The following is a 25504-nucleotide window of genomic DNA, read 5'->3' as shown; positions in this document are numbered from 1 at the left end:
TTTTCAGGATCACTATGACTACTAAACTTGCCATCGTGTTTCCCGGTCAGGGTTCACAAAGCGTGGGTATGCTTAACGAGCTGTATCAGCAACATACCGTGGTTCAAGACACTTTTGCCGAAGCTTCTGCTGCTTTGGGTTATGACCTTTGGGCGCTGGTTTCAACTGGCCCTGAGTCAGAATTAAATGAAACGCATCGTACACAGCCGGCCTTATTAGCGGCATCTGTTGCGGTATGGCGTTTATGGCAACAACAAAACGGTGCGGCTCCGGCGTATTTTGCAGGGCACTCATTAGGTGAGTATTCGGCGTTAGTCTGTGCGGGCGTGTTGTCACTTGCCGACGCGGTTAAGCTGGTAGAAAAGCGTGGTCACTATATGCAACAGGCGGTGCCTGCCGGTGTGGGCGCTATGTCAGCCATTATTGGTTTAGACGATGTAGCCATTGCCAAAGCCTGTGCAGAAGCGGCACAAGGTGAGGTGGTTTCACCGGTTAATTACAACTCTCCAGGTCAAGTGGTGATTGCCGGTCATAAAGCGGCAGTAGAGCGTGCTGGTGAAGCCTGTAAAGCCGCTGGCGCAAAACGTGCCTTACCATTACCGGTCAGCGTTCCGTCACATTGTGCGTTAATGCGTCCCGCTGCGGAGCAACTAGCTTTAGATTTAGCGGCACTTAACTTTGCTGCGCCTAGTACGCCTGTGGTCAATAACGTTGATGTAATGGCAACGAATATCCAAGCAGAGATCAAAGATGCACTGATCCGGCAGCTATACAGCCCAGTGCGTTGGACTGAAACTATTGAGTACTTTGCCGCGCAAGGCGTTACCGAAGTACTGGAATTAGGTGCAGGCAAAGTATTAAGTGGCTTAATTAAACGCATTAATAAAGAGCTGAAAACCGCTTCAGTTAATGATGCAACGTCGCTTACCGCCGCGCTAGCAGCAGAATAAGGGTATTTAGATGAATAATTTTATCAGTTTAGAAGGCAAAGTTGCGTTAGTTACTGGCGCAAGTCGTGGTATTGGCCGAGCTATTGCAGAGCAATTAGCCGCGTTAGGCGCTAAAGTTGTGGGCACGGCAACCACTGAAAAAGGCGCGGCTGCCATTGGTGAATATCTTGGTGAGCAGGGGGCGGGTTTAGTACTAAACGTGACCGATACCGCTTCGGTTGACGCTTGCCTTGAGCAAATTAAAAATCAATTTGGTGAAATCGACATTTTAGTCAATAATGCCGGTATTACTCGCGATAACCTGCTAATGCGGATGAAAGATGATGAATGGTTTGATATTATGCAAACCAATTTGACATCGGTATTTCGCTTAAGCAAAGCCGTGTTACGCAGCATGATGAAAAAGCGTTTCGGTCGCATCATTACTATTGGCTCAGTTGTTGGCTCAATGGGTAATGCCGGTCAAACCAATTATGCTGCAGCCAAAGCCGGTGTTTTAGGCTTTACTAAGTCGTTAGCAAAAGAAGTTGCATCACGCGGAATTACCGTAAACGCGGTTGCGCCAGGTTTTATTGATACAGACATGACGAAAGAGTTGTCTGAAGAGCAAAAAACCGCTATTTTCTCGCAAGTGCCGGCTAATCGCTTAGGGCAGCCAGAAGAAATAGCAGCAACAGTGGCGTTTTTGGCTTCTACGCACGCAGCTTATATCACCGGCGAAACAGTTCACGTTAACGGCGGTATGTATATGGTGTAAGCTAATCAGGTTTGACCAGCAAAAAATGCCTATCGCATTGCTTGCAACAACCTAAGCTTACGAATAAACTAGCGCCACACCAAATTGCACGAATTGTTGCGATTTATATGAGAAAAAGGAAGAAAAGATGAGCAACATCGAAGATCGCGTTAAGAAAATCATTATCGAACAACTGGGCGTTAAAGAAGACGAAGTTAAAAACGAAGCCTCATTCGTTGATGACTTAGGCGCTGATTCACTGGACACTGTTGAATTAGTGATGGCGTTAGAAGAAGAATTCGATACTGAAATTCCAGACGAAGAAGCTGAAAAAATCACTACGGTGCAATCAGCCATCGATTACATCAAAGCCCACGCTGAATAAGCTAAAGGCTTGCAAAACGGGTAGCGCGGCTACCCGTTTTCGTTTTAAGAATCAGAAAAACAGGTACTAACGGAGGACACGGTGGCAAAACGTCGTGTAGTGGTAACAGGTTTAGGTATGCTGACGCCATTAGGCAATGATGTCGCAAGCAGCTGGCAAGCACTGCAGCAAGCTAAAAGCGGTATTAGTCTAATTGAGCACTTTGATACCAGCGCTTATACAACTAAATTTGCCGGCTTAGTCAAAAACTTTGACGTAGAGCCGTATTTTCCAGCAAAAGACACTAAAAAAATGGATTTATTTATCCAATACGGTGTTGCTGCGGCTATTCAGGCATTTCGTGACTCCGGATTGGAAGTTACCGAGCAAAACGCTCACCGTATCGGCGCTGCTATCGGCTCAGGTATTGGTGGTTTAGGCTTGATTGAAGAAAATCATACAAAGTTAATGAACAGCGGTCCGAAGCGTTTATCGCCTTTCTTTGTCCCGTCTACCATTATCAATATGATCGCCGGTCAGTTGTCTATTATGCTTGGTTTGCAGGGCCCGAATATCAGTATTGTTACTGCCTGTACTACGGGTGTACACAATATCGGCCAAGCCGCGCGAATGATTGTTTATGGTGATGCCGATGTGATGGTGGCCGGGGGCGCTGAAAAAGCGTCTACGGAATTGGGTATGGGGGGCTTTGGTGCCGCTCGTGCGCTGTCAACTCGCAACGATGCGCCACAACAAGCCAGCCGCCCTTGGGATAAAGACCGTGATGGTTTTGTGTTAGGTGATGGCGCAGGTGTGATGGTACTGGAAGAGTACGAACACGCTAAAGCTCGCGGTGCGAAAATGTATGCAGAGTTAGTCGGTTTTGGTATGAGCGGTGATGCTTATCACATGACTTCACCACCAGAAAACGGTGCCGGTGCCGCTCGGGCGATGCAAAACGCTTTAAATGATGCGGCTGTTAATGCGGAGCAAGTGCAATACATCAATGCACATGGCACTTCAACGCTGGCCGGTGATTTGGCCGAAACCAGTGCGATTAAATCTGTGTTTGCCAGCAACATTGATAAAGTGATGGTCAGTTCATCGAAATCAATGATCGGTCACTTGTTAGGTGCCGCCGGTTCAGTGGAGTCGATTATTACGGTGTTGTCACTGCAAGATCAGTTGGTGACTCCAACCATCAACTTGGACAACCCAAGTGACGGTTGTGATTTAGATTATGTGCCGCACGAAAGTCGTCAAGCCCAATTAGAGTATGCGTTATGTAACTCTTTCGGTTTTGGTGGTACTAACGGTTCTATTCTGTTCAAGAAGATCTAACTCGCTGTGCTTGTTAAAAAACCGCGCTTTATAGCGCGGTTTTTTTATGCCTGTCATTACTTTGGGTTAAATTTTAAAGTTTGGGGTAGGGACGCCTTGGGGTAGACATTTTCTCCACCGGCTTCAAGGGTCACCTCCCTGTGCCCTTTCAGCCTGCGCAGCATCCCTGCTGCTGTTACGAAAACGCTACCCCAATGCGTCTGCAAAAATCACCGCAAGCTTTCAAGTTTAGATGGCATTCTCATGAACATTTTGAGGCAGATTGCGCGCAGTATACTTTGTCCAGAACCGTGTTTTTCAGGGATGAAAAACAGGAGCGCCCAGGGATGGGTCTACAGCGTGTTCTGGCAAAGCTGTACGGAGGGCTTGCTGCCGTATGCAAATGATCTCTGACTTAATAAATTTCATTTAATTTCAATTTTTAGGTGAGGACACCTTGAGGTAGACATTTTCTCCACCGGCTTCAAGGGGCAGATCCCTGTGCTTATTAAACTGCGGGATCTTTGTTGCTCTATGCACTGAACGAGATATCACTTAATTAAACCAACATTTTAAAATAATAGCTGGTAAACCCACGGCGCTGTTTTGCCCGCTGAGCGCTTTGTTTTAATGACAGATTAAGGCATACTTGCGCATATTTTTCTGTGCAGGCGTGCTATGTCAGCTGACATTATACTGATTAAAGACACTGAACAATTGCAGATCGCCGCAGGTTGCCGAGCGTTGCAATACGGTGATGGTGTCTTTACGACCATTGCGATTAAGCAAGGTCAGCCACAGTTGTGGCCACTGCACCTAGCGCGCTTACAGTTATCGGTAACACGATTAGCGATGCCCGCCATCGATTGGTCCGGCTTAACACAAGCAGTGTTGACAGAAGCAGCCAAGCAAAACAGTAATGGCGTAATTAAATTATTGATCTCGCGAGGCATTGGCGGGCGAGGTTATGCACCAAGTCCGCATAGTTCAGCCTTGGTGTATTTGTATCATGCTCCGATGCCCGATTATCAACGCTGGCGAGAGCAGGGTATCCGTGTTGGCGTCGCGCAATTACGCTTAGCTATTCAACCCGCATTGGCTGGGCTTAAACATACTAATCGGCTCGAGCAAGTGTTGTTAAAACAAGAGTTGGCGAAAACTGACTTTGATGATTTGCTCGTGGCCGATCAACAACAACAGCTTACCGAAGCAACGGCCGCCAATCTGTTTTATCAACTGAAGGGCCATTGGTATACACCGCCACTGCATTTGGCTGGAGTAGCAGGTGTGATGCGTCAACATATTTTAAACGAACAAGCGCAGTTTCAAGAACGCTGCTTGTCTTTAGCCGAACTAGACCAAGTTGAAGCGATGTTTATTTGTAACGCCTTGCTAGGTGTGGCGCCGGTGCGACAATTGTCTGGTCGAGCGTTACCGCTTGAACCTGTGCAGCAATTACAGCAAGAGATGCTATGTTAAAACGAGTTTTGGCCTGGCTACCACTGTTGGTAGTGTTAATCATCGTGCTGCTTTATTCAGGTTGGCAGCAATTAACCACCTCAACCTTAGCAAAAACAGTGACCTTCAGTGACAGCCTTTATACGCTTAAAGCGGGCACATCAGTGCGTAGTTTATGCCGCGATTGGCAACAACAGCAGCAATTAACGGTCATAGATTGTTACGTTTTAAAATTGTATGTTAAACAGCAGCCAAAGCTTGCTCAGTTACAACAAGGCGTTTATCGAGTCCCTAGCCAAAGTTCTCTTAGCGAAGCGTTGGCGTTGTTTCGTAGTGGCAAGGTGGCGCAATTTAGCGTTACTTTAATTGAAGGTGAAACCCTAGCGCAAAGTTGGCAGCGTTTTGCCGATTTGCCGTATTTAATTCAAGATATTGATAGTAGTGATAAACTCGCTGAACTGATCAGTTGGCCTGAAGCCTGGGGCACATTGGCGCAAACCGGCCGGGTAGAGCAAGAGTTAGAGGGCCTGTTTTATCCCGATACCTATTTTTATACCGCCAATAGTAAAGCCAGCGACATTTGGCGCCGAGCGCATCACGCTTTAAAAACGGAGCTAGAGCGTTATTGGCAGCAGCGCCAAAGCACTTTACCGCTGCAAAACCCTTACGAATTACTCATTATGGCCTCTATTATTGAAAAGGAAAGCGGTCTCGCCAGTGAGCGCGCCCTGGTCAGCTCTGTGTTTATCAATCGCATACAAAGCAATATGCGCTTACAAACAGACCCGACCGTTATTTACGGTTTAACAGAGTACAGCGGCCGTATTACCCGCGCTAATTTACGTGATCCACATCGTTACAATACCTATCGCCATCATGGCTTACCGCCTGGTCCGATCTCATTAGTCAGTCGCAGCGCGTTAATTGCCGCTGCGCAACCCGAGATAAGCGATTACTTTTATTTTGTCAGTCGTGGTGACGGCTCGCATGTGTTTTCACAATCACTCGAGCAGCATAATGCTGCGGTTAAAAAATATATTCTTGGAAAATAACATGACTAAGCAAGGCAAGTTTATTGTCATCGAAGGGCTTGAAGGCGCCGGCAAAAGTACGGCAATGGCCACAGTTAAACGCTGGTTAGAAAAGCATGGCCACCAGGTGGTGTGCACTCGAGAGCCTGGTGGTACGCCTCTGGCCGAACAATTAAGAACGTTAGTCAAACACGCGGATCCGGCTGAGCAAATTGCCGCCGAGACCGAGCTGTTGTTAATGTATGCGGCCCGGGTACAATTATTACGTAATGTGATTGAACCGGCTTTAGCCGCTGGCCAGTGTATTTTAGCCGATCGGCATGACTTATCTTCACGAGCTTATCAAGGCGGTGGTCGGCAGTTAAACGAACAATTGATTAACGACCTACGCAAAGCGCTGCTGGGTAACACGCAGCCCGATTTAACCTTGTATTTAGATATTGATCCGGCTATTGGTTTAAGCCGGGCTGCGCATCGTGGGCAACTCGATCGTATTGAGCAGGAACAACTGGCTTTTTTTGAACGCACTCGCGCAAAATACCTAGCCATTGCGCACAGTGAGCCGGGTATTGTGATTATTGATGCGGCGCAATCGATTGAACAAGTGGCCACAGCCTTAGAGAATGCCTTGGCTGAGGTCATGTTATGAGTGATGTCCCGTTAAGTGCTATGCCTTGGTTGGCTTCGCCCTTAGCGCAACTGGCTCGATTGGCCAGTGAGCAGCATTTAGCTCATGCTATTTTATTAACCGGTGCCCCTGGCACAGGCAAACAGCTATTAAGCCAAGCATTAGCGGCATTACTGTTATGTAAAAATCGGCAAGCAGACATGGCTTGCGGCCAATGTAAAAGCTGCTTGCTGTTAGCGGCGGGTAACCATCCTGATTTATTAACTTTAAACCAAGATAATAACAGTATTGGTGTGGATGAAATTCGCCGTCTTATCGACTTTACGCAAGGCGCTGCCCAACAACACGGTAATAAAGTGATTGTGTTATCCGAAGTGCAGCGGCTAACGGAAGCGGCGGCGAATGCCTTACTTAAAACCTTAGAAGAGCCACCACAAGGCTGTTATCTGGTGCTGCAAACCAGCCAGCCCCAGCGTTTAAAAGCCACCATGCTCAGCCGTTGTCAGCGCTGGAGTTTACCCACGTTAAATGAAGTCAACTTGTTTGATTGGTTAAGTCAGCAGTATCAAGGCAGTTTGCCGCGTTTTTTGTTTGCGTTTAGTGGTGGTGCGCCGTTACAGGCGTTGGCGTTGTTGCAAGGCAATACGGCAGCAGAAATTGAAGAGTTACTGGCCGCACTGTCGCGGCTATTGCAGGATGAGTCGGGCTTAAGTACGCTAGTGAAAAACTTAGAAGGCCGTACCGACTGTGCGCAAATTTTGGGTTACTTTTTAACGCAGTGGTGTAGCCAGCATTCAGATGTGGCGCCTGAATCACTGCAACGCTTGCAACTAGTGTATTATCGTTGGCGTCGTGACGAGCAACAGATTTTAGGGCAGAATAAAACGCTGGCGTTAACCGCCTTATTGCTTGAATTTAAAAGTATCATGCGCCGCCGCTAAGCCAATTGTTGTTATTCGTTTGTGGTGTTTATTTTGGCTTCGATGCCGCCAAGCCGCCAACAACGCACACCCTGTGGTATCGTAAGCTGAATTAACGCACATGGTGTTTAGCCGCGCGCCTTTTGGCAAGCGATAGCTGAGTAGTAAAATGCCCTACTAGCAGCCAAACGCTACATGAATACTGGCGACGATGCGATAAAACCCGTATAAAAGTTCAACAAGCCCTAATAGTCTGCTGAATAAGCAGAGGAGCGAAAATGGAAGAAGTTGCATTAAATTTCAATGATGGCAAAGAGTTGTATAAGTGCTACATGCCGTTTTTAAAAAACGGTGGGCTTTTTATCCGCTCGGCTAGAGTATTTAAAATGGGCCAATCGTTAGCCCTTAGCGTAACCTTGCCCGATACACTTGAACCTATTGTCGCGACGGGTAAAGTCGCCTGGGTATCGCCTTTAGGTGCGCAAAGCTCTAATCCGGCGGGTGTCGGTGTGGCCTTTATTGATGATAAACATGGCTTAAGTGATCGCATTGAAAAATTATTAGGTGGCATGTTAGGTAGTGCAGAAGCCACTTACACCATGTAACGTTATTTACTTTAATAACAGCAGTATTTTCGAGGTTGTTTTGTTTATAGATTCGCATTGTCATTTAGATCGGTTAGAACTCGACAAATTGGGTATGAGCCTAGAGCAGGTGATTGCCGCCGCTGAAAAACGGCAAATTGAACATTTACTGTGTGTCAGTGTGTCCTTAGCTGAATTTGCAGCGATGGCCGATTTAGTGCAACCTTTTACGGGCGTTTCTATTTCATGTGGCGAGCATCCGCTGCATCAAGAGGGCACCGTTGATGAGCTGCAGTTACTGAAACTCGCTAGTGCTGAGCGTGTTGTGGCGGTGGGGGAAACCGGTCTGGATTATTTTTACAGCCCAGAGAGTAAAGCGACGCAGCAAGATGCTTTTGTAAAACATATTAGTGTGGCTCGCCAATTAACTAAACCCTTGATTATTCATACGCGTGATGCGCGCACTGATACTATTGCATTATTAAAGTCGCATCAGGCTGAAAACGCCGGTGGCGTTTTACATTGTTTTACCGAAAGCTATGAGATGGCAAAAGCGGCCTTAGATTTAGGCTTTTACATTTCGATCTCGGGCATTATGACCTTTCGTAATGCCGCAGAATTACGAGATGTGGTCAAAAAACTTCCTCTTGACCGTCTGTTAATTGAAACCGACGCGCCTTATCTTGCGCCAGTACCGCATCGTGGTAAAACCAATCAACCGGCTTATGTTACTGATGTTGCTGCTGCCATTGCAGAAGTTAAAGCGGTCAGTATTACTGAATTGGCCAGCGCAACCACTGAAAACTTCTATCGATTATTTCCTTTGGCGCAGCGCCGTCGTTTAGTGGCGTAATGATAGTTAATTAGGCGTTGCTGCATAAAAAAGAAGCCCAGAACTAATTTTCTTGTTCTGGGCTTAGGGGAATGGCTCATAGGGAATGAGCCGTGCGCTATCGAAAAGTCATGATGTAAATTGAGTGTAGTTAATACACCGTATTTTACCTGCCATACCGCTAATATTTTTTCTGCCACTTCGCATGCTGTGAAACAAAAGTAGTTTCCAATTCTGCAACAAAAACCCTGACTTTATAAACAAACCGTACTTTGTAGCCTGATCGTTACATTTACTCTTAAGACATTGATTGTCTATAAAGTACTTTTTTTAGTCTAAAAAAGTCTAAAAAATAATCAGCTATTGTAGTGCAGCGGCTTAAAAGAGTACTGCACACGGCAATAATGTTTAATCTATCCCTCAACATGCCCCTACATCAGACAGATTGTCGACAATCTTGTTTTTGTTAGCTTGACAATAGCGCCAAAACGGCTTAAAACTACACAACTGTTTTATTATGTCGACAATATGATGAATGCAAGCCGCCAAAATATCCCTGTAACTGCCGCCGACCGCGTACTGCAAGAAATGCAGCGTGCTATTGTCGAAGGTGATATTGCGCCGGGTTCAAAAATCAGTGAGCCTGAGCTGGCGAAACGCTTTGATTTAAGCCGGGCACCGCTGCGTGAAGCGTTAGCCCGGTTAGAGCGTTGTCATTTAATTGAGCGTATTCCTAACGCCGGGGCTAGGGTAGTGAAATTGTCGACAGAAGGCTTAATTTCGTTATATCAACTACGCGAAGAATTAGAAGGGCTAGCCTGTCGTTTAGCCGCGACACAAATGACGGATGCGGAAATTGCAGAGATGCAGGCGTTACTGGATCAACATTTGTCTACTCAGCGTGTACGAGAGGGGGAGAGCTACTATCAAGAAGCCGGTGATCTCGATTTTCATTACCGGATTATTTTGGGTAGTAAAAACCCGTACTTGATTAATATTTTAACCGATGAGCTCTATCATTTAATGCGCATGTATCGGGTACAACTGGGTATGAATGGCCCACGGGTATCACGCGCTTTTGATGAACACAAAGCCATTATTAATGCCATTGCTAACCGTGATGGCGAACTCGCCGACTTACTGATGCGACGCCATGTTGCCGCATCGCGCCGCAACATTGAACCTACACTTATACAACGTGAACAAACGGGGAACTAATATGACCACCTTAACTGCCGGACAAAAATTTCGCGCTGCCATCAGCGCTAATCAACCGCTACAAATCGTGGGCACCATTAACGCCTACACGGCGATGATGGCTGAGCGTACCGGGCATCAAGCCTTGTATTTGTCAGGGGCGGGTGTAGCGAATGCCTCGTTTGGCTTACCTGACTTGGGTATGACGTCATTAAATGATGTGTGTGAAGATATTCGCCGCATTACAGCTGCGACCAGTGTGCCGTTATTAGTGGATGCTGACACCGGTTGGGGTGGCGCCTTTAACATTGCGCGTACGGTAAAAGAAATGACCCGTGCGGGTGCGGCCGGTTTTCATATTGAAGATCAGGTAGCGCAAAAGCGCTGTGGCCATCGCCCTAATAAAGAAATTGTGTCGTTAGAAGAGATGGTTGATCGGGTGAAAGCCAGTGTGGATGCGCGCAGCGATGAAAGCTTTTTTGTTATGGCGCGCACCGATGCGCTCGCGCAACAAGGCTTAGAGGCGGCCATTGAACGCGCCTTAGCTTGTGAAGCCGCCGGTGCCGATGCCATTTTTGCTGAAGCGGTGCACACCCTTGAGCAATACACCGCTTTTACTCAAGCGTTAAAAGTACCGGTTTTGGCGAATATTACCGAGTTTGGCCAAACGCCGTTGTTTAACAAAGCTGAGTTAGCTGCCGTTGGTGTAGCAATGGTACTTTACCCATTAAGTGCCTTTAGAGCGATGAACAAAGCGGCGTTAAATGTGTATGAATCTATTTTAGCCAATGGCGATCAAAAAGCGGTAGTAGACAGCATGCAAACCCGTGCTGAGCTCTATGACTTCTTGAACTATCACAGCTTTGAGCAAAAGCTAGACAGTTTATTCAGCACCAAAAAATAAATTTTTTAAATTAAATAATCATAAATACAGGAGCAAGATAATGGCAACAGGCAAACAACTGACCGGTGCCGGTCTGCGCGGCCAAGTAGCAGGTAAAACCGCTTTATCTACCGTGGGCAAAACCGGTTCGGGTTTAACGTATCGTGGTTACGATGTAAAAGATTTAGCCGCTAACTGTACCTTTGATGAAGTCGCGTATTTAATTTTAAAAGGCGAGCTACCGACGAGCGCTGAGCTAGCCGCTTATAAAACTAAGTTAAAAGGTTTGCGTAGCTTACCGCAGGCATTAAAAGACGTATTAGAGCGCATTCCTGCGACAGCTCATCCCATGGATGTCATGCGTACGGGTTGTTCTATGCTAGGTAACTTGGAGACTGAGCAAAGCTTTGCTGAGCAACAAGATGCGTCTGATCGTATGTTGGCTATTTTCCCAGGTTTAGTAAACTACTGGTATAACTTCAGCCACCACGGCAAGCGGGTTGAAGTAGAGACCGCGGCTGACTCTATTGCCGAGCAATTCTTATGGACCTTGCATGGTGAAAAGCCGTCGGCCTTACATACCGAAGTGATGGAAGCGTCATTGATCCTGTATGCGGAGCATGAGTTTAATGCTTCAACCTTTACCGCTCGGGTCTGTGCATCGACGCTGAGCGACATGCACTCTTGTATTACCGGCGCTATCGGTTCATTACGTGGCCCATTACACGGTGGTGCTAATGAAGCGGCAATGGAACTAATTGAAGGCATGATTGATGCCGATGATGCTGAAAGCAAGCTGTTAGGCATGTTGGAACGCAAAGAAAAGATCATGGGCTTTGGCCATGCAGTTTACTCAGAGTCGGATCCACGCAACGCCGTGATCAAAGCATGGTCAGAAAAACTGGCCAATGCAAATGGTGATACCCGTTTGTATGATGTTTCGGTGCGCTGTGAAGCGGTAATGTGGCGTGAGAAAAAACTGTTTTGTAATGCCGACTTTTTCCATGCTTCGGCTTACAACTACATGGGTATTCCAACCAAGCTGTTTACCCCCATTTTTGTGTGCAGCCGCTTAACCGGTTGGGCCGCGCATGTGATGGAGCAGCGTGCTGATAACCGTATCATCCGGCCAAGTGCAGATTACGTGGGTGTAGAACCGCGCACGGTAACGCCGATTGAATCTCGTTAAAAACTGACCCACTGAGAACCGGCTTGCTCTAAGCCAAGTCTTGAAGGCATGAATGCCTTAATGAAGCCTACATGGATGTATTCACGGCGGCTAGGCATGAGCAATCCGGTTCGATTGTTTAAGCCGGTGCTTTAACATCATCAGATTTTGCAGAAAGAGACTGACCATGAATAGCCAATACCGCAAAAAATTACCGGGTACCCAGCTGGATTACTTCGACACCGAAGCGGCTGTTAATGCCATTGAGCCGGGCGCCTATGCCAAACTGCCTTACACCTCTCGTGTACATGCCGAAAACTTAGTACGTCGCTGCGATCCGGCGATGCTAACCGAAGCCTTAAAACAATTTATTTATCGCAAACGCGATCTCGACTTTCCTTGGTTTCCGGCACGCGTCGTGTGCCATGATATTTTAGGCCAAACCGCTTTAGTCGACTTAGCCGGCTTGCGGGATGCCATCGCTGAAAAGGGCGGTGATCCGGCCAAAGTTAACCCAGTGGTACCCACGCAATTAATTGTTGACCACTCGTTAGCGGTAGAACATGCCGGTTTTGAAGCAGATGCGTTTGAGAAAAACCGCGCCATTGAAGATCGCCGTAACGACGATCGCTTTCACTTTATTAATTGGACCAAAAAAGCCTTTAAAAACGTGGATGTGATCCCGCCAGGCAACGGCATAATGCACCAAATAAACTTGGAGCGCATGTCACCGGTTATCCATGCTAAAGATGGGGTGGCTTTTCCGGATACGCTGGTGGGTACCGACAGTCACACGCCACATGTGGATGCCTTAGGCGTGATTGCGATTGGTGTGGGTGGCTTAGAAGCCGAAAGCGTGATGTTAGGCCGTGCTAGCTGGATGCGTTTACCCGATATTATTGGGGTAGAGCTAACCGGAAAAGCCCAGCCAGGCATTATGGCTACTGACATTGTACTGGCACTGACCGAGTTTTTACGTACATCAAAAGTGGTATCAAGCTACTTAGAGTTTTACGGCGAAGGCGCTGACAGCCTGAGTTTAGGTGATCGGGCAACCATTTCGAATATGACCCCAGAATATGGCGCAACGGCGGCCATGTTTGCCATTGATCAGCAAACGCTCGACTATTTAACCCTAACCGGCCGCGAGCCAGAGCAAGTGAAGCTGGTTGAAACCTATGCCAAAACTGCGGGTTTATGGGCGGATAGTTTAAAAACGGCAGAATATGAGCGGGTATTAAAATTTGATTTATCTAACGTAGGCCGCACTATGGCCGGGCCATCTAACCCGCATGCGCGCTTAGCTACCAGCGATTTAGCGGCGCGCGGCATTGCCGCAAGCTATGTGCAAGAAGAGGGCAAAATGCCTGATGGTGCCGTAATTATTGCGGCTATTACCAGCTGTACCAACACCTCAAACCCACGCAACGTCATTGCTGCTGGCCTGTTAGCGCGTAATGCCAATAAAATGGGCTTAACGCGCAAGCCTTGGGTGAAATCGTCATTGGCGCCCGGCTCAAAAGCGGTAAAACTGTATTTAGAAGAAGGGGGCTTACTGCCTGAGCTTGAGCAACTGGGTTTTGGCATTGTTGGTTTTGCGTGTACCACCTGTAATGGCATGAGTGGCGCGTTGGATCCGGTTATTCAGCAAGAAGTGATTGAGCGTGATCTTTACGCTACGGCCGTATTGTCGGGTAATCGCAACTTTGACGGTCGTATTCATCCGTATGCCAAACAAGCCTTTTTAGCTTCGCCAGCCTTAGTCGTGGCGTATGCGATTGCCGGCTCAATCCGTTTTGATATCGAAAAAGACGTATTGGGCTATCATGAAGGCAAGGCTATTACCTTAAAAGATATTTGGCCAAGCGATGAAGAAATTGATGCGGTAGTGAAAGCCAGCGTAAAACCTGAGCAATTTCGCAAAGTGTACGAGCCCATGTTTGAAGTGAGCGTGGATTACGGTGAGCAAATAAGCCCACTGTATGACTGGCGGCCACAAAGTACTTATATTCGCCGCCCACCTTATTGGGAAGGCGCGTTGGCGGGCGAGCGCAGCCTTACCGGCATGCGGCCGTTAGCTGTGCTGGGTGATAATATTACGACCGATCACTTATCGCCTTCTAATGCCATTATGCTAGACAGTGCCGCCGGTGAATACCTGCACAAAATGGGCTTACCGGAAGAAGACTTTAACTCTTATGCCACGCACCGCGGCGATCACTTAACCGCACAACGTGCCACCTTTGCAAATCCGAAGCTGATTAATGAAATGGCGGTGGTAGATGGTAAAGTAAAACAGGGCTCGTTAACGCGCTTAGAGCCAGAAGGTAAAGTGACCCGCATGTGGGAAGCGATTGAAACCTATATGCAGCGTAAACAACCGCTGATTATTGTGGCGGGCGCCGATTACGGTCAAGGTTCTTCACGTGACTGGGCGGCCAAAGGTGTGCGTTTAGCCGGGGTAGAAGCCATTGCGGCTGAAGGCTTTGAACGTATTCACCGTACCAATTTAATTGGTATGGGGGTGTTACCGCTAGAGTTTGCTGCGGGCACCACTCGTAAAACGCTGCAGTTAGATGGTACCGAAACCTATGATGTGGTGGGTGCATGGACGCCACGTGCAACCCTGACCTTAGTGATACACCGCGCCAATGGTGAAACAGTTAACGTGCCGGTAACCTGCCGCTTAGATACGGCTGAAGAAGTGTCTATTTATGAAGCAGGCGGTGTATTGCAGCGCTTTGCGCAGGATTTCCTGCAAGGAGCAGTGTAATGGCTGCACCACAAATTAAGATCCCGGCGACGTACATGAGAGGAGGCACGTCGAAAGGCGTGTTCTTTAAACTGGACGATTTACCTGCGGCTGCGCAAGTGCCAGGTAAAGCGCGGGATAACCTGCTGCTTAGAGTGATTGGTAGCCCCGATCCTTACGGTAAGCATACCGATGGTATGGGCGGCGCGACGTCAAGCACCAGTAAAACAGTGATCTTAAGTAAAAGCAGTCAAACCGGTCACGATGTGGATTACTTATTTGGCCAAGTTGCCATTGATAAGCCGTTTATTGATTGGAGTGGTAACTGCGGTAACCTCACTGCGGCGGTCGGCTCCTTTGCGATTAGCAATGGCTTAGTGGATGCAGAACGTATTCCGGCCAATGGCATTTGTACCGTGCGTATTTGGCAAGCCAATATCAAAAAAACCATTATTGCCCATGTGCCGATAACAGGCGGTGAAGTGCAAGAAACCGGCGATTTTGAGCTAGACGGTGTAACTTTTCCGGCAGCGGAAGTGCAAATTGAGTTTCTGGACCCCGCTGCCGATGCAGGCGAAGGTGGCGGCACCATGTTTCCAACCGGTAACCTGGTAGACGAGTTAGCGGTGCCGGGGGTTGGCCAATTTAAAGCCACATTAATTAACGCCGGTATTCCCACAATCTTTGTGAATGCAGCCGATATTGGTTACAGCGGTACGGAACTGCAAGACGCGATTAACGGTGACCCCGCTGCGCTGGCGCGCTTTGAAACCATTCGTGCCTATGGCGCGATAAAAATGGGCTTAATTAGCGATGTTAGCGAAGCAGTCGCCAGAGCACATACGCCTAAAGTGGCGTTTGTGGCACCACCGCAGAGCTATGTTTCATCCAGTGGTAAGCAGGTAGACAACAGTGAAATTGATTTACTGGTGCGGGCGCTGTCGATGGGCAAGTTACACCATGCCATGATGGGCACCGCTGCGGTGGCCATTGGCACAGCGGCGGCTATACCGGGTACGTTAGTGAACTTAGCTGCCGGGGGCGGTGATCGAGATGCCGTGCGTTTTGGCCACCCGTCAGGTACGCTACGCGTTGGGGCTGCCGCAGAGCAAGTAGAGGGCGAGTGGACGGTTACCAAAGCTATTATGAGCCGCAGTGCGCGCGTTTTAATGGAAGGTTGGGTAAGAGTGCCAGGCAATTGCCTTTAGTAGAGGCAATGGATACAAACAAAACAGGGCGCTTTAGGCGCTCTGTTTTTTTAGTCAGGCTGGCGTGAAGCACATAGACAAAAACGAGTTCGACATTGTCGCGGTTAAAAAAACTGTGCTCGGATCATTCGCCTGCAAGCGTCAATACTCACTGCAGATTATTACTGACGCTGTAAATAACCTGATTCCTCTGATTTTTACAGGTAAAACCGCTAGAACAAGAATAAGCGCTAAGCAGAACCTCAAATCATACAGCATAGAGGGCTTACACAACCGACATAAAGTAAATTGATATAACAGCGTTGAGTCAGATAATTGCAATCACACGGTTTATTTAAAGCAGCTGAGATAACGGGCTTTGCACAGCATTTCCCCCTTGTTTTAATACATGGGTATAAATTTGCGTCGTTTTTACATCGGTATGGCCCAGTTGCTCCTGCACAGTACGTATATCCATACCGGCTTGCAAAAGATGGGTTGCAAAGGAATGTCGCAATGTATGACAGCTAACATGCTTGTTGATAGCCGCTTTACGAGCTGCAATTTTCACCGCTTTTTGCAAACCCGACTCATCTATATGATGACGACGCAGTAATTTAGAATCAGGATCAATGCTGAGTTTGCCGGATGGAAATAAATACTGCCAACCAAGCTCTTTTGGTGCATTTGGGTATTTTCGCGCCAATGCAAATGGTAACCAAACCCCCGCATAATCTGCAGTTGCCAGATCGTGCTGATAGTAAGCTTCAACTATAGCAATTTGGCGTTTTAACGCCGGCACCAGTTCTGGAGCCAGAGTAACGCGCCGATGTTTACCGCCTTTACCGTGCCACACCATAACCGACAGATAGTCAAAATCAATCGTGGCAACCCGTAAACGCACAGCTTCCATTAAACGTAAGCCGCTGCCATATAACAATTGAGCTAGTAAGAGATAGCTCGGATCAATTTCTTTTAATAAGCGTTTAATTTCGTCTTTTGTTAACACAACAGGAAGCTTTCTAGGCTTACTTGATTGATTAAAGTTGAGATTAAGAGCGAGCGGGCGCTGAAAAATCTCTTTATACAAAAAGCTGAGGGCGTTCAACGCAAGTGCTTGTGTTTGAACTGCAACATGCCGTTCCACGGCAAGGTAAGTTAAAAATTGTTCAACCTGCGCCTCACTCAAGTCTTTAGGGTGCTGCTTTTTATGAAATAAAATATAAAAGCGGATCCAGTATACATAGGTCTCCACTGTACGCTTGGCATAGCGGCGTTTATACATTTCTTCTGCGACAAAGTCTAAAAAAGGCGATTGCATTGCCATCTTACACCTCCGGTTTAATACTGTTTAAGTATACAGCTATTTTAAAAATGTCAAGTCGCTCTTGTTAGACGGATATTTCCGTATTTGTTACATACTTTTATAAATTTAATGTTGCAAAGTATTGTCTTCAGAGGTTTTTGTGGTTAATGTGTAAATTATTAAATTTACAATTGCGGAAAAGTCCGTGTTTAAATACGGACTTTTCTGTCGAATAAGCGTTACATTTTTTTGAGACTCAGCGAAATGAATTACGTTAGAAGTGGAATGTTCGTTTTTATTTGTACGGTTACTCCTTTTCTTACGTGGTATTTACTACAGACGTTACTGTTTAAGCAATGTGATCCTAAGTTTGGCTGTAGTGGAACGCTCAAATTATTTTTTTTCATATTGATTTTGTGGGGGGGATTGGCAGTATTTGGTCACATTCTTAACCTATTTATTCAGTCACGGATGAAAGAGACACGATTAAAAGCCAATAACTACATGGTCGCATTATTCGGTTTCATATATGGTTTTGGACATCTGTCTGTGTTCTCTTACCAAGGGGTTGATCTGTTATTTATATTTTTTGCATTATTGGCGGCATACTTATTAAGTTTGGTTTCTACGCTAATTAGATAAAATGTAACAAACGCTTTAAGCAACGCGGCCTGAGGCCGCTGGACTCGCAACAAGTTGCTCGCCGCTTAAGCGAGCGTTATGCCGGCTGAAAGATTATCGGCAATCTCAGGAACAACAACAATGAAGCACGGAAAGCAAATGTCAGTATTTCTTAAATTTCGACTAGTTATTTTAGCTTGCCTAAGCCTTACTCTTTCGGCATGTATTACTTGGCCAGGACATCGCCATACTGTAGATGAAGAAAACTTCTATTTACATATCACTGTCCCTTCTCGTGTTATAAAAGAAGAAATTCGTTTTAACGCTGAAGAAACCGAACTATTATTTTTACCCGAAAGTGCTCAGATCGAGTTAGTTGTTGCAGATGATATGGGAAAACATCAACTTACGATAAAAGAACACCAAGGTTCGATAGTTTATCACTACAGGTTAAATGGACGTAAAACGACATTTGGAGACAAAGAAAAAGAGTGGTTCGCATCACAAGTCCCTTTAATCATTGAAAAATCTAAATATCAAGATGGTCCGAGTCAGGCATAACAAACGCCAGCACAACGCGCCTTCGGCGCTCGACTCGCAACAAGTTGCTCGCGTGTGTGGCGGGCGTTAGCCGGCTGTCGAGAAAGTTTAAGTACAAAATCTGTTTTACTTTTCGGGTCTGCTTGCGTTAAGTTGTATCTCAGTTGTTAATTTATTCCATCGGCTTCGCTAGTTTGTTGGCAAGGTGCAATCTCTGATGGGGCGGTAGCGTTGTTCCTTTTGGCACTTTTGCTCCGCTGGCAACAGTTTTTAAGTTCCAGCCATTTTCTCTGTATCGCACTTGGCTGGTTTATTTACTAATTTGCACATGGGTGCTGTTGTTTGGCATTGCTTGGCGGCAGCGCCGCGTGGGTAGTGTGTTTGTCGCCGCTAACAAAGCGCAGCACTCGCTCCCTACGGTCGCTGGGACGCCAACCCGCTGCGCGGCTCGTCGCCCGTGTGCTATGCGTTATGTGGCAAAAATGATATGAGCCCAGCTGAAATTTTTTTAATATTAATACCGGCATCTTTACTTTTTGTTCTGTGGTTGTGGTTTCGTAGAAATGAAAAGCCCCCGATTAATTTTCTTTATTTTTGGGGAGTTCTTATTGTCATCCTTATTATTATCGGGGCCTTTATCTGGGAGCCTACAAATGAATGTACCCAATTTGCATGTGCTTTGGCACCATCATCCTATATTTGGTTTGTTGGCCCTGTATTAGCCTTAGCGCTTAAACTGAAATGGAATCCATTAATTATGGCTATTTTAGTTTTGCTATTGCCTTGGGTTGGTATCTATTCGTGGTTCATCATTATGATCGCTACAAATCAAGTTTGGGGGCTCTAGTTGGCACATAACAAACGCCTAAAGCATCGCGGCCTTCAGCCGCTGGACTCGCAACAAGTTGCTCGCCGCTTAGGCGTGCGTTAGCTGGCTGTTGAGAAAGTTTAGGTAAATAATCTGTTTTACTTTTCGGCTCTGCTTGCGTTAAGTTGTATCTCAGTTGTTAATTTATTCCATCAGGTTCGCCAGTTTGTTGGTCAGGTGCAATCTCTGATGGTGCGGTAGCGTTGTTCCTTTTGGTTTATTGGCTCTGCTGGCTTTAAAGTTTATATATTCCATCTATTTCGCTGTATCTCACTTGGCTGGTTATGTTTTTAATTTTGCACAGGGTTGCTGTTGGTTGGCATCGCTTGGCGGCAGTGCCGCGAGGGTAAATGTTTGTCGCCGCTAACAAGGCGCACCATTCGCTCCCTTCGGTCGCTGGGACGCCAACCGCTGCGCGGCCGTCGCCCATGTGCTTTGCGTTATGCCTTTTGAATTATGAAGCCTGAAATTGCTATTTCGAAATATAAGCTTGGGTTACTTTCAAGCGAAGATATTGTCCAGCTTGCTGACTTGTGGCTAACACAAGGTATTTTTACGGACTCACTAAACTTCCTTGCAATGGAGTTATATCCGGTTATGGCAACCGTAGGGCCAATGTTCGAAAAAGCAATTGTTGAATTGAGTTTAACTGTTCCTTCAAAAATTGAAGCTGCAAAACAGTTAGCGAGAGATACTATAGAAAAAATGGTATCGGGAGAGATAGATTTAATGGTTGGTGCTAATTTCTTGTATTGGGACGTTCACCACGAAATCACTGACGAACTACCAGATGGAAAGTATCTAGGAAGTAATCTCGGTTTTGAGCATATATTTTGTTGGCTCAGAGAAGTATGGGATTGTCGTGATGGTTCAAGAATTCTCTATTACACTGATTTACCTAGAGATGAAGCGGAAGTTAAATTTCTAATTCACCTTAAGGAAGAGGCGGAGGCTTGGCTTGCAAATCAGGCATAACAAGGCGCTGTTGTCGCCACTATCGTGGCTGGGACGGCTTACGCTGCGCTGACAGCAGCCGCCCCAAAGCTTTGCGTTATGTTCATCTCAAATCATAATTACGGAGTTACACATGAGTAACAATTTAAGAAAAACAGCTGCATACACTGCTTTAGTTTTAGTGCTTGGGTGTGTTGCATTTTACGCATCAATGGAAGATTACCAGAAAGAGAACTTTTCAAAGTTAGTCAGCCAAACCTTTTCAGGATAGACTTTTTACTGGGTTAACTAATTGTATTTTCTAAAGCTTTTTGCATGGGTGCATTTCAAATAGCAAGTGAACATAACAAAAAAATATTATCGCCGGCAAAAAGCACCGGCTGCGACGTCAACCCGCTGCGCGGCTTTCCGCGCTAAATTTGGGCGTTAAGCCTCTAGGCGCACATATGAAGTACGTTTTAGGAATCCTAATAATGATTTGGAGTGTTTTCTCTTCCGCAAAAGACTATCCAGAAGTGGTTGTCGGTGAGGAAGAGGGTTTTGTTGATCTGACGTTTACAATTTCAAACTCCAAGAAGTTCGAATCTGGTGCACATGAAGTTGTAGTTAAAGGCAACCTAAAAGGCGATCAAGTTGGGTTTGCAATCGAGTTATTGCCTTCGTGGAACCCGAAAGCTATAGAAGGTACTGATGATGCTTTTTACTGGGGCGAAGCATTCTTTAAAAACACGGGGCCGGAGTCAGACTCTTTTATAAGAGCACTGGCTCTTCTATACGGCGCAACTCTAGCTGATGCATCTGTCCCAGATAAAGTGTATGCCCAAGTAGTTGGGCTAGGCTGTAACCCCGGGCAGCTTGAGGTATCAGCTTGCAAGATGAAGTTCTTCTTCAGTCCCGATGGCGATGAAGGTTTGTATTCTGAGGTTTTCATAAACATTGATCTTGCAGCTAAAAAGTTAGAGTTCAATGAAAAGGACAATGATTACCGTGCACCGTTGTTACGTTCGTTATTGCAATAAAGGCTTAACAAGCGGCTGCACCGGACATATTTCCGCTGTCACCTTTTTTGCGTGGCAAAAAGTCGCCATCAAAAATCTGCTCGGTGAGCCGAGCGTTATGTTTTAAGGTTAGTATGGACGAAGCCCTCAAGAAAAAAGTAGATACGGTAATCGCGTTCTGTCGGCTAGGTGGCGGAATGTTCGCAATTATTGGTGCTTTAATACTGTTCTTTTTCGTGCAGGCAGCTTTGGATCCTACTGCTTCAATTACAATAAATGGCATCGCGACTACTGAGCAACATGCAAAAATGTTTGCTGTTGTTTTCTGCGCCTTTATTCCAATTTTTGGTCTGTTTTTAGCTTTCGTTCCAGAGAAACACCTAGATAAATGGATAACAGTAATTGTTAAACGGCTTAGTTAAATTAAAACATAACAAGGCGCATCACTCGCAGCCTTCGGCTGCTGGGACGTCAAACGCTAACGCGTTTTTCCGCCTGTGTGCTTTGCGTTAGGGCTTCATCATGGTTTATCTGATACTTGAAGCACGAGCTCTGGATGAAGTCGCTAAATTGCCTGGTGTTGCCATTTGGGCAGGTAGCAATGTATTAACGGAGCTGAATCACAAAGAGTTAGTTGCAAAAGGCGTAAATGTTACCAGATTTAATCACCCCATCAGTGGGGCAATCAGAGGCAAGTTGGAGGATGCAATTGAAACAATTAAAGAACATCATCCAACTGAAAGTATTTGGATTCAATATGCAAGTCAGCCCTAACAATACGCACCACTCGCGGCCTGCGGCCGCTGGGACGCCAACCCGCTGCGCGGCTCGTCGCCCGTGTGCTTTGCGTTATAGCGCTAAATGGAGCTCAGATGTTAGGGAATAAACGAAAGTACAAAATTGCGTCATTTATCTTTCTGGTTTTAGGCTCGGCAGTTTTTGTTAATACGGCAATAGAAATTTTAGAGTCTGATAAATTCAGCTTTTTTGAGCTTCTGAAGGGTATTGCTGGCGCACTAGGTTGTATTTCAATCGGCCTTGCCCCGGAAAAATTATTCTTACCTATGTCTGAAGCTTTTCAAAAAGTTGGTGCCAGTAAGAGGCATCAAGTTTCAGACAAGCTGATTATTGGTGCTGGACTGTTAGCCATAACTGGTTTAATCGGCTCAGTCGCGCTATAACAAACGCCTTAAACAACGCGGCCTCCAGCCGCTGGACTCGCAACAAGTTGCTCGCCGTTTAGGCGTGCGTTATAAGGCATCCGAGATATGAGCGAAGAAGAACAATTTGTTGAATGCTGCACTCATGGAAAGCAACAAGCGACATATGTATGCCAACATATTGTGCAAAGCCTTCGAGATGGTAAGCCCAGGGGTTTTTGGTCTGCTGAGCCGGAGCCGGGCGATGAACGGCCAGATTCATGGTGTAGTGCTTGCGAAGATAAAGTTAACAGCACCGGCGGCGAATGGAATGATGAATCCGAGGAATTCGCTGGTGTAACTTTGTTGTGTGGGGCTTGCTATGATCGAGCAAAGAACATGAATAGAAACAATTAGCTATGGTGCAAGTGCCTTATAACAAACGCATTAAGGGTGGACGCAAAAAGCTTGGCTTGCGCTCATTCTTCGCTAATTATAGCCAAGCCTTTTGCTCCACTTATGCGAGCGTTAGGCATACAAGGAGTAAGTAGATGGATCAGCTTAAAAATCGAGTAATCGCAGTTGTTCTAGGAATTGCACTAGCTTATGCATCAATAGTTATTACTGGTATTGGTGCTGCGGTAGCAATACCCGCTGACATTCTAAAACCTGTTGCACAAGTATCAGGCTTACTTGCGTTCATTATGGTCGACTTGTTCACCATCGCGGTGCCACTGGCAGCAGCATTTCTAGTGGTAGCTTTAGCCAGTAAGTTGGTCATTAGAAAGCCAGATTTCACTTTTTATGCGTTGTTGCTCGCGCCTCTGGTGTTATTGCAGCTTTATTTTGTGGTGCAATCACAGCCACAGATGCTCAATAGCTTAGTAACAACGTTACCGCGTTACCTATTGTTGGCAGTGTGTTTTTACTTATTAGTTCGCAGCTCGAATCGGGCAAATGCCTAACAAGCAAATATTATCGCCAGCAAAAAGCGCTGGCTGCGACGTCAACCCGCTGCGCGGCTTTCCGCGCTAAATTTGGGCGTTAGGCATACAAGGAGTAAGTAGATGGATCAGCTTAAAAATCGAGTAATCGCAGTTGTTCTAGGAATTGCACTAGCTTATGCATCAATAGTTATTACTGGTATTGGTGCTGCGGTAGCAATACCCGCTGACATTCTAAAACCTGTTGCACAAGTATCAGGCTTACTTGCGTTCATTATGGTCGACTTGTTCACCATCGCGGTGCCACTGGCAGCAGCATTTCTAGTGGTAGCTTTAGCCAGTAAGTTGGTCATTAGAAAGCCAGATTTCACTTTTTATGCGTTGTTGCTCGCGCCTCTGGTGTTATTGCAGCTTTATTTTGTGGTGCAATCACAGCCACAGATGCTCAATAGCTTAGTAACAACGTTACCGCGTTACCTATTGTTGGCAGTGTGTTTTTACTTATTAGTTCGCAGCTCGAATCGGGCAAATGCCTAACAAGCAAATATTATCGCCAGCAAAAAGCGCTGGCTGCGACGTCAACCCGCTGCGCGGCTTTCCGCGCTAAATTTGGGCGTTAAATGTCTATGAGCATCGAAGATCAAGATTCAGTTGACGTAATTGGAGTGAATGAAAGCGGTATCGTAGTACTTACTATTTCAGATCATCTGAAATGGGATGACGATCACCTATATCTACTCCAAGAAAAAATTAATACCTACTTGGCATTCATCGAATCAGGTGAGGTATACGAAACTTACCCAAACTCAAAGGGTAAAGAATTCAAAATTAATGTGGTGTGCAAGTATGAGCCAAGCCCTGCAGCTATGCAGTTCATTTCAAGATGCACCACTATTATTAACCAAGCGGGGTTCCAGTTTGGCTACGAAGTCTATATTTAACAAAGCCAATCAGCGTCGCCAGCAAAGCTGGCTGGACCTCGCTACGGCTCGGCCGCTGTTGGCGGCGTTATATGCCTAAGGAAAGTTATGGTTAGCCAGCAAGCTATCTGCGCTAAGTTTGAAACGGAATTTGCGCCTTGTAACAGCGGCGATAAGCTAGGTATTGCGATTGAAACTATTGGTAAATTTCCTATCAATGGTCTGCGCCACATAGCTGAAAATGAAACTTGTGGTTGGTATATTTGGTGTGGTGAAGAACTTAGTGATGAGCCGGATTTCTTTAAATCCCTGCACGTGAGTCACATCAATAAGTACTTACCGGAAATTGAACAGTATCTAGGTTTGCCTTCTGGTTATAGGTTTTTGGTTGCTGATGGTGTTGAGGATGTATGGCATGATTCTTCGCTTATCGGCATATAACAAGTTGCTTAATTTCGTTCCGGCCACAAAAAGCGTGGCCTCCACTGGACTGCCTGCGCTGCGCTGCGGCAGCCAATTAGCAAAGCGTTATGTGCCAAGGAGGTTCCATGCCTGATAAATCTTATGAGGTTGAGTGTTGTGAACATGGAAAAGTACCTGCAACTTTTGTTTGTTGTCATATCCTAGAGAATGACTGCACCGAATGGTATTCCTCTGAAATTCAAGCTGATGATCCTTTTCCAGATGCGTGGTGTGAAAAGTGTCATGTACATTTTGAAAAGTTTGGCGAATGGACAGAAGAAGCTGAAAATGCTGCAGGCGGTTCTGATAGCCTTCGAATTCTTTGCTGTATGTGCTATGTCCATAAAATGTGCACTTTCAATGTACACGTTGTTGAGTAGGCACATAACAAGGCGCATCACTCACTCCCTGCGGTCGCTGGGATGCCAACCGCTGCGCGGTCGTCACCCGTGTGCTTTGCGTTAAATGCCTATGAAAACTGAACTTCAGAGTCAAAAATTCGAATTGCTGCCCAATCGGGTGAAGGCAGCACTCAAGAGAATCGAAAGAGGTCCGGGACCCCAAACAGAAGAGTGGCTGTCGCAACCAATCCCTGCGCTTGGCGGGAAGTCAGTATTAGAGACATTATCTTCAAGTCCTGAAGGTGAATTGGAAATTGTTGCATATTGCAACGCAGTCCAAGGAAGGTTTTTCTGAATCATGGGACTTTCATTTAACAAGCAAAGGCAAGCGACGCCGCAAA

Annotated in this window: 30 protein-coding genes; 29 read left to right on the top strand and 1 reads right to left on the bottom strand. The window is 46.2% G+C overall.

Annotated elements, in window-relative coordinates; all coding sequences use genetic code 11:
- The first annotated feature begins 14 nt into the window (after positions 1-14).
- The 15 genes from fabD to prpF all read left to right on the top strand — a co-directional run bounded on the left by fabD (position 15) and on the right by prpF (position 16031).
- The gene (gene fabD, locus ACUJFL_RS11415) at positions 15-950 is read left to right on the top strand and encodes an ACP S-malonyltransferase (RefSeq protein ID WP_445427553.1); all 936 of its coding nucleotides are present in this window, start codon (positions 15-17) and stop codon (positions 948-950) included.
- Positions 951-960: 10 nt separating this feature from the next.
- Positions 961-1707: a 3-oxoacyl-ACP reductase FabG gene (gene fabG / locus ACUJFL_RS11410; protein WP_226749978.1), complete on the top strand. Its 747-nt coding sequence runs from the start codon at positions 961-963 to the stop codon at positions 1705-1707.
- 127 nt (positions 1708-1834) lie between these two features.
- Positions 1835-2071, top strand: coding sequence for an acyl carrier protein (gene acpP, locus ACUJFL_RS11405; RefSeq protein WP_027670184.1), 237 nt, complete (start codon positions 1835-1837; stop codon positions 2069-2071).
- 81 nt (positions 2072-2152) lie between these two features.
- Entirely contained in the window at positions 2153-3391 is a 1239-nt protein-coding gene (fabF, locus tag ACUJFL_RS11400) for a beta-ketoacyl-ACP synthase II (RefSeq protein WP_445424892.1), read from the top strand.
- Positions 3392-4048: 657 nt separating this feature from the next.
- Complete coding sequence (gene pabC / locus ACUJFL_RS11395; protein ID WP_445427552.1) at positions 4049-4849, top strand: aminodeoxychorismate lyase; 801 nt, start codon at positions 4049-4051, stop codon at positions 4847-4849.
- The gene (mltG, locus tag ACUJFL_RS11390) at positions 4843-5880 is read left to right on the top strand and encodes an endolytic transglycosylase MltG (RefSeq protein WP_445427551.1); all 1038 of its coding nucleotides are present in this window, start codon (positions 4843-4845) and stop codon (positions 5878-5880) included. The genes pabC and mltG overlap by 7 nt, the downstream gene beginning before the upstream one ends.
- 1 nt (position 5881) lies before the next feature.
- Positions 5882-6508 (top strand): dTMP kinase, encoded by a 627-nt coding sequence (gene tmk / locus ACUJFL_RS11385; protein WP_445427550.1) that lies wholly within the window; start codon positions 5882-5884, stop codon positions 6506-6508.
- Positions 6505-7428 carry a DNA polymerase III subunit delta' gene (gene holB, locus ACUJFL_RS11380; RefSeq protein WP_445427549.1) on the top strand — a complete coding sequence of 308 codons (924 nt, stop codon included), beginning with the start codon at positions 6505-6507 and terminating at the stop codon, positions 7426-7428. Before tmk ends, holB begins: the two co-directional genes overlap by 4 nt.
- A 257-nt stretch (positions 7429-7685) precedes the next feature.
- The gene (locus ACUJFL_RS11375) at positions 7686-8012 is read left to right on the top strand and encodes a PilZ domain-containing protein (RefSeq protein ID WP_226749972.1); all 327 of its coding nucleotides are present in this window, start codon (positions 7686-7688) and stop codon (positions 8010-8012) included.
- A 40-nt stretch (positions 8013-8052) separates the two neighbouring features.
- Positions 8053-8844 carry a TatD family hydrolase gene (locus ACUJFL_RS11370; protein WP_226749971.1) on the top strand — a complete coding sequence of 264 codons (792 nt, stop codon included), beginning with the start codon at positions 8053-8055 and terminating at the stop codon, positions 8842-8844.
- 510 nt (positions 8845-9354) lie between these two features.
- On the top strand, positions 9355-10041 hold the full coding sequence (locus ACUJFL_RS11365) for a GntR family transcriptional regulator (protein ID WP_445429084.1): 687 nt from the start codon (positions 9355-9357) through the stop codon (positions 10039-10041).
- Between the two features lies 1 nt (position 10042).
- The gene (prpB, locus tag ACUJFL_RS11360) at positions 10043-10924 is read left to right on the top strand and encodes a methylisocitrate lyase (RefSeq protein ID WP_306178366.1); all 882 of its coding nucleotides are present in this window, start codon (positions 10043-10045) and stop codon (positions 10922-10924) included.
- A gap of 40 nt (positions 10925-10964) precedes the next feature.
- Positions 10965-12092 carry a bifunctional 2-methylcitrate synthase/citrate synthase gene (gene prpC / locus ACUJFL_RS11355; protein WP_445427548.1) on the top strand — a complete coding sequence of 376 codons (1128 nt, stop codon included), beginning with the start codon at positions 10965-10967 and terminating at the stop codon, positions 12090-12092.
- A 166-nt stretch (positions 12093-12258) separates the two neighbouring features.
- A complete protein-coding gene (gene acnD / locus ACUJFL_RS11350; protein WP_226749968.1) occupies positions 12259-14844 on the top strand; it encodes a Fe/S-dependent 2-methylisocitrate dehydratase AcnD in 2586 nt (861 codons plus the stop codon).
- Complete coding sequence (gene prpF / locus ACUJFL_RS11345) at positions 14844-16031, top strand: 2-methylaconitate cis-trans isomerase PrpF (RefSeq protein ID WP_445427547.1); 1188 nt, start codon at positions 14844-14846, stop codon at positions 16029-16031. Before acnD ends, prpF begins: the two co-directional genes overlap by 1 nt.
- Positions 16032-16365: 334 nt before the next feature.
- Here the strand turns inward: prpF and ACUJFL_RS11340 are convergent, their stop codons facing one another.
- Positions 16366-17331, bottom strand: coding sequence for an integron integrase (locus ACUJFL_RS11340; RefSeq protein WP_445429083.1), 966 nt, complete (start codon positions 17329-17331; stop codon positions 16366-16368).
- A 705-nt stretch (positions 17332-18036) separates the two neighbouring features.
- On the opposite strand from ACUJFL_RS11340, the gene ACUJFL_RS11335 reads away from it, so the two are divergent.
- The 14 genes from ACUJFL_RS11335 to ACUJFL_RS11270 all read left to right on the top strand — a co-directional run bounded on the left by ACUJFL_RS11335 (position 18037) and on the right by ACUJFL_RS11270 (position 25142).
- Positions 18037-18498 (top strand): hypothetical protein, encoded by a 462-nt coding sequence (locus tag ACUJFL_RS11335; RefSeq protein ID WP_445427546.1) that lies wholly within the window; start codon positions 18037-18039, stop codon positions 18496-18498.
- A 466-nt stretch (positions 18499-18964) separates the two neighbouring features.
- Complete coding sequence (locus ACUJFL_RS11330; protein ID WP_445427545.1) at positions 18965-19324, top strand: hypothetical protein; 360 nt, start codon at positions 18965-18967, stop codon at positions 19322-19324.
- Positions 19325-19801: 477 nt separating this feature from the next.
- Complete coding sequence (locus ACUJFL_RS11325) at positions 19802-20320, top strand: hypothetical protein (RefSeq protein ID WP_226752235.1); 519 nt, start codon at positions 19802-19804, stop codon at positions 20318-20320.
- A 112-nt stretch (positions 20321-20432) separates the two neighbouring features.
- Positions 20433-20570, top strand: a complete 138-nt coding sequence (locus ACUJFL_RS11320; protein ID WP_445427544.1) for a hypothetical protein — start codon at positions 20433-20435, stop codon at positions 20568-20570.
- Between the two features lie 175 nt (positions 20571-20745).
- Positions 20746-21318: a hypothetical protein gene (locus ACUJFL_RS11315; protein WP_445427543.1), complete on the top strand. Its 573-nt coding sequence runs from the start codon at positions 20746-20748 to the stop codon at positions 21316-21318.
- 113 nt (positions 21319-21431) lie between these two features.
- Complete coding sequence (locus ACUJFL_RS11310) at positions 21432-21719, top strand: hypothetical protein (protein ID WP_445427542.1); 288 nt, start codon at positions 21432-21434, stop codon at positions 21717-21719.
- Positions 21720-21819: 100 nt separating this feature from the next.
- Entirely contained in the window at positions 21820-22071 is a 252-nt protein-coding gene (locus ACUJFL_RS11305) for a hypothetical protein (RefSeq protein ID WP_445425882.1), read from the top strand.
- A gap of 98 nt (positions 22072-22169) precedes the next feature.
- The gene (locus ACUJFL_RS11300; protein ID WP_226751451.1) at positions 22170-22478 is read left to right on the top strand and encodes a hypothetical protein; all 309 of its coding nucleotides are present in this window, start codon (positions 22170-22172) and stop codon (positions 22476-22478) included.
- An 87-nt stretch (positions 22479-22565) separates the two neighbouring features.
- Positions 22566-22853, top strand: a complete 288-nt coding sequence (locus ACUJFL_RS11295; RefSeq protein WP_445427389.1) for a hypothetical protein — start codon at positions 22566-22568, stop codon at positions 22851-22853.
- A gap of 134 nt (positions 22854-22987) precedes the next feature.
- Positions 22988-23401, top strand: coding sequence for a hypothetical protein (locus ACUJFL_RS11290; RefSeq protein ID WP_445427541.1), 414 nt, complete (start codon positions 22988-22990; stop codon positions 23399-23401).
- Positions 23402-23503: 102 nt separating this feature from the next.
- A complete protein-coding gene (locus ACUJFL_RS11285; RefSeq protein WP_445427541.1) occupies positions 23504-23917 on the top strand; it encodes a hypothetical protein in 414 nt (137 codons plus the stop codon).
- 89 nt (positions 23918-24006) lie between these two features.
- Entirely contained in the window at positions 24007-24321 is a 315-nt protein-coding gene (locus ACUJFL_RS11280) for a DUF6572 domain-containing protein (RefSeq protein WP_445427540.1), read from the top strand.
- Positions 24322-24408: 87 nt separating this feature from the next.
- Positions 24409-24741, top strand: coding sequence for an immunity protein Imm33 domain-containing protein (locus ACUJFL_RS11275; protein WP_445427539.1), 333 nt, complete (start codon positions 24409-24411; stop codon positions 24739-24741).
- A gap of 107 nt (positions 24742-24848) precedes the next feature.
- Positions 24849-25142, top strand: a complete 294-nt coding sequence (locus ACUJFL_RS11270) for a hypothetical protein (protein ID WP_445427538.1) — start codon at positions 24849-24851, stop codon at positions 25140-25142.
- The last annotated feature ends 362 nt before the right edge of the window (positions 25143-25504 follow it).

Source organism: Alishewanella sp. HL-SH05 (assembly GCF_052655985.1).
This window is presented reverse-complemented; position numbering and strand designations above follow the sequence as displayed.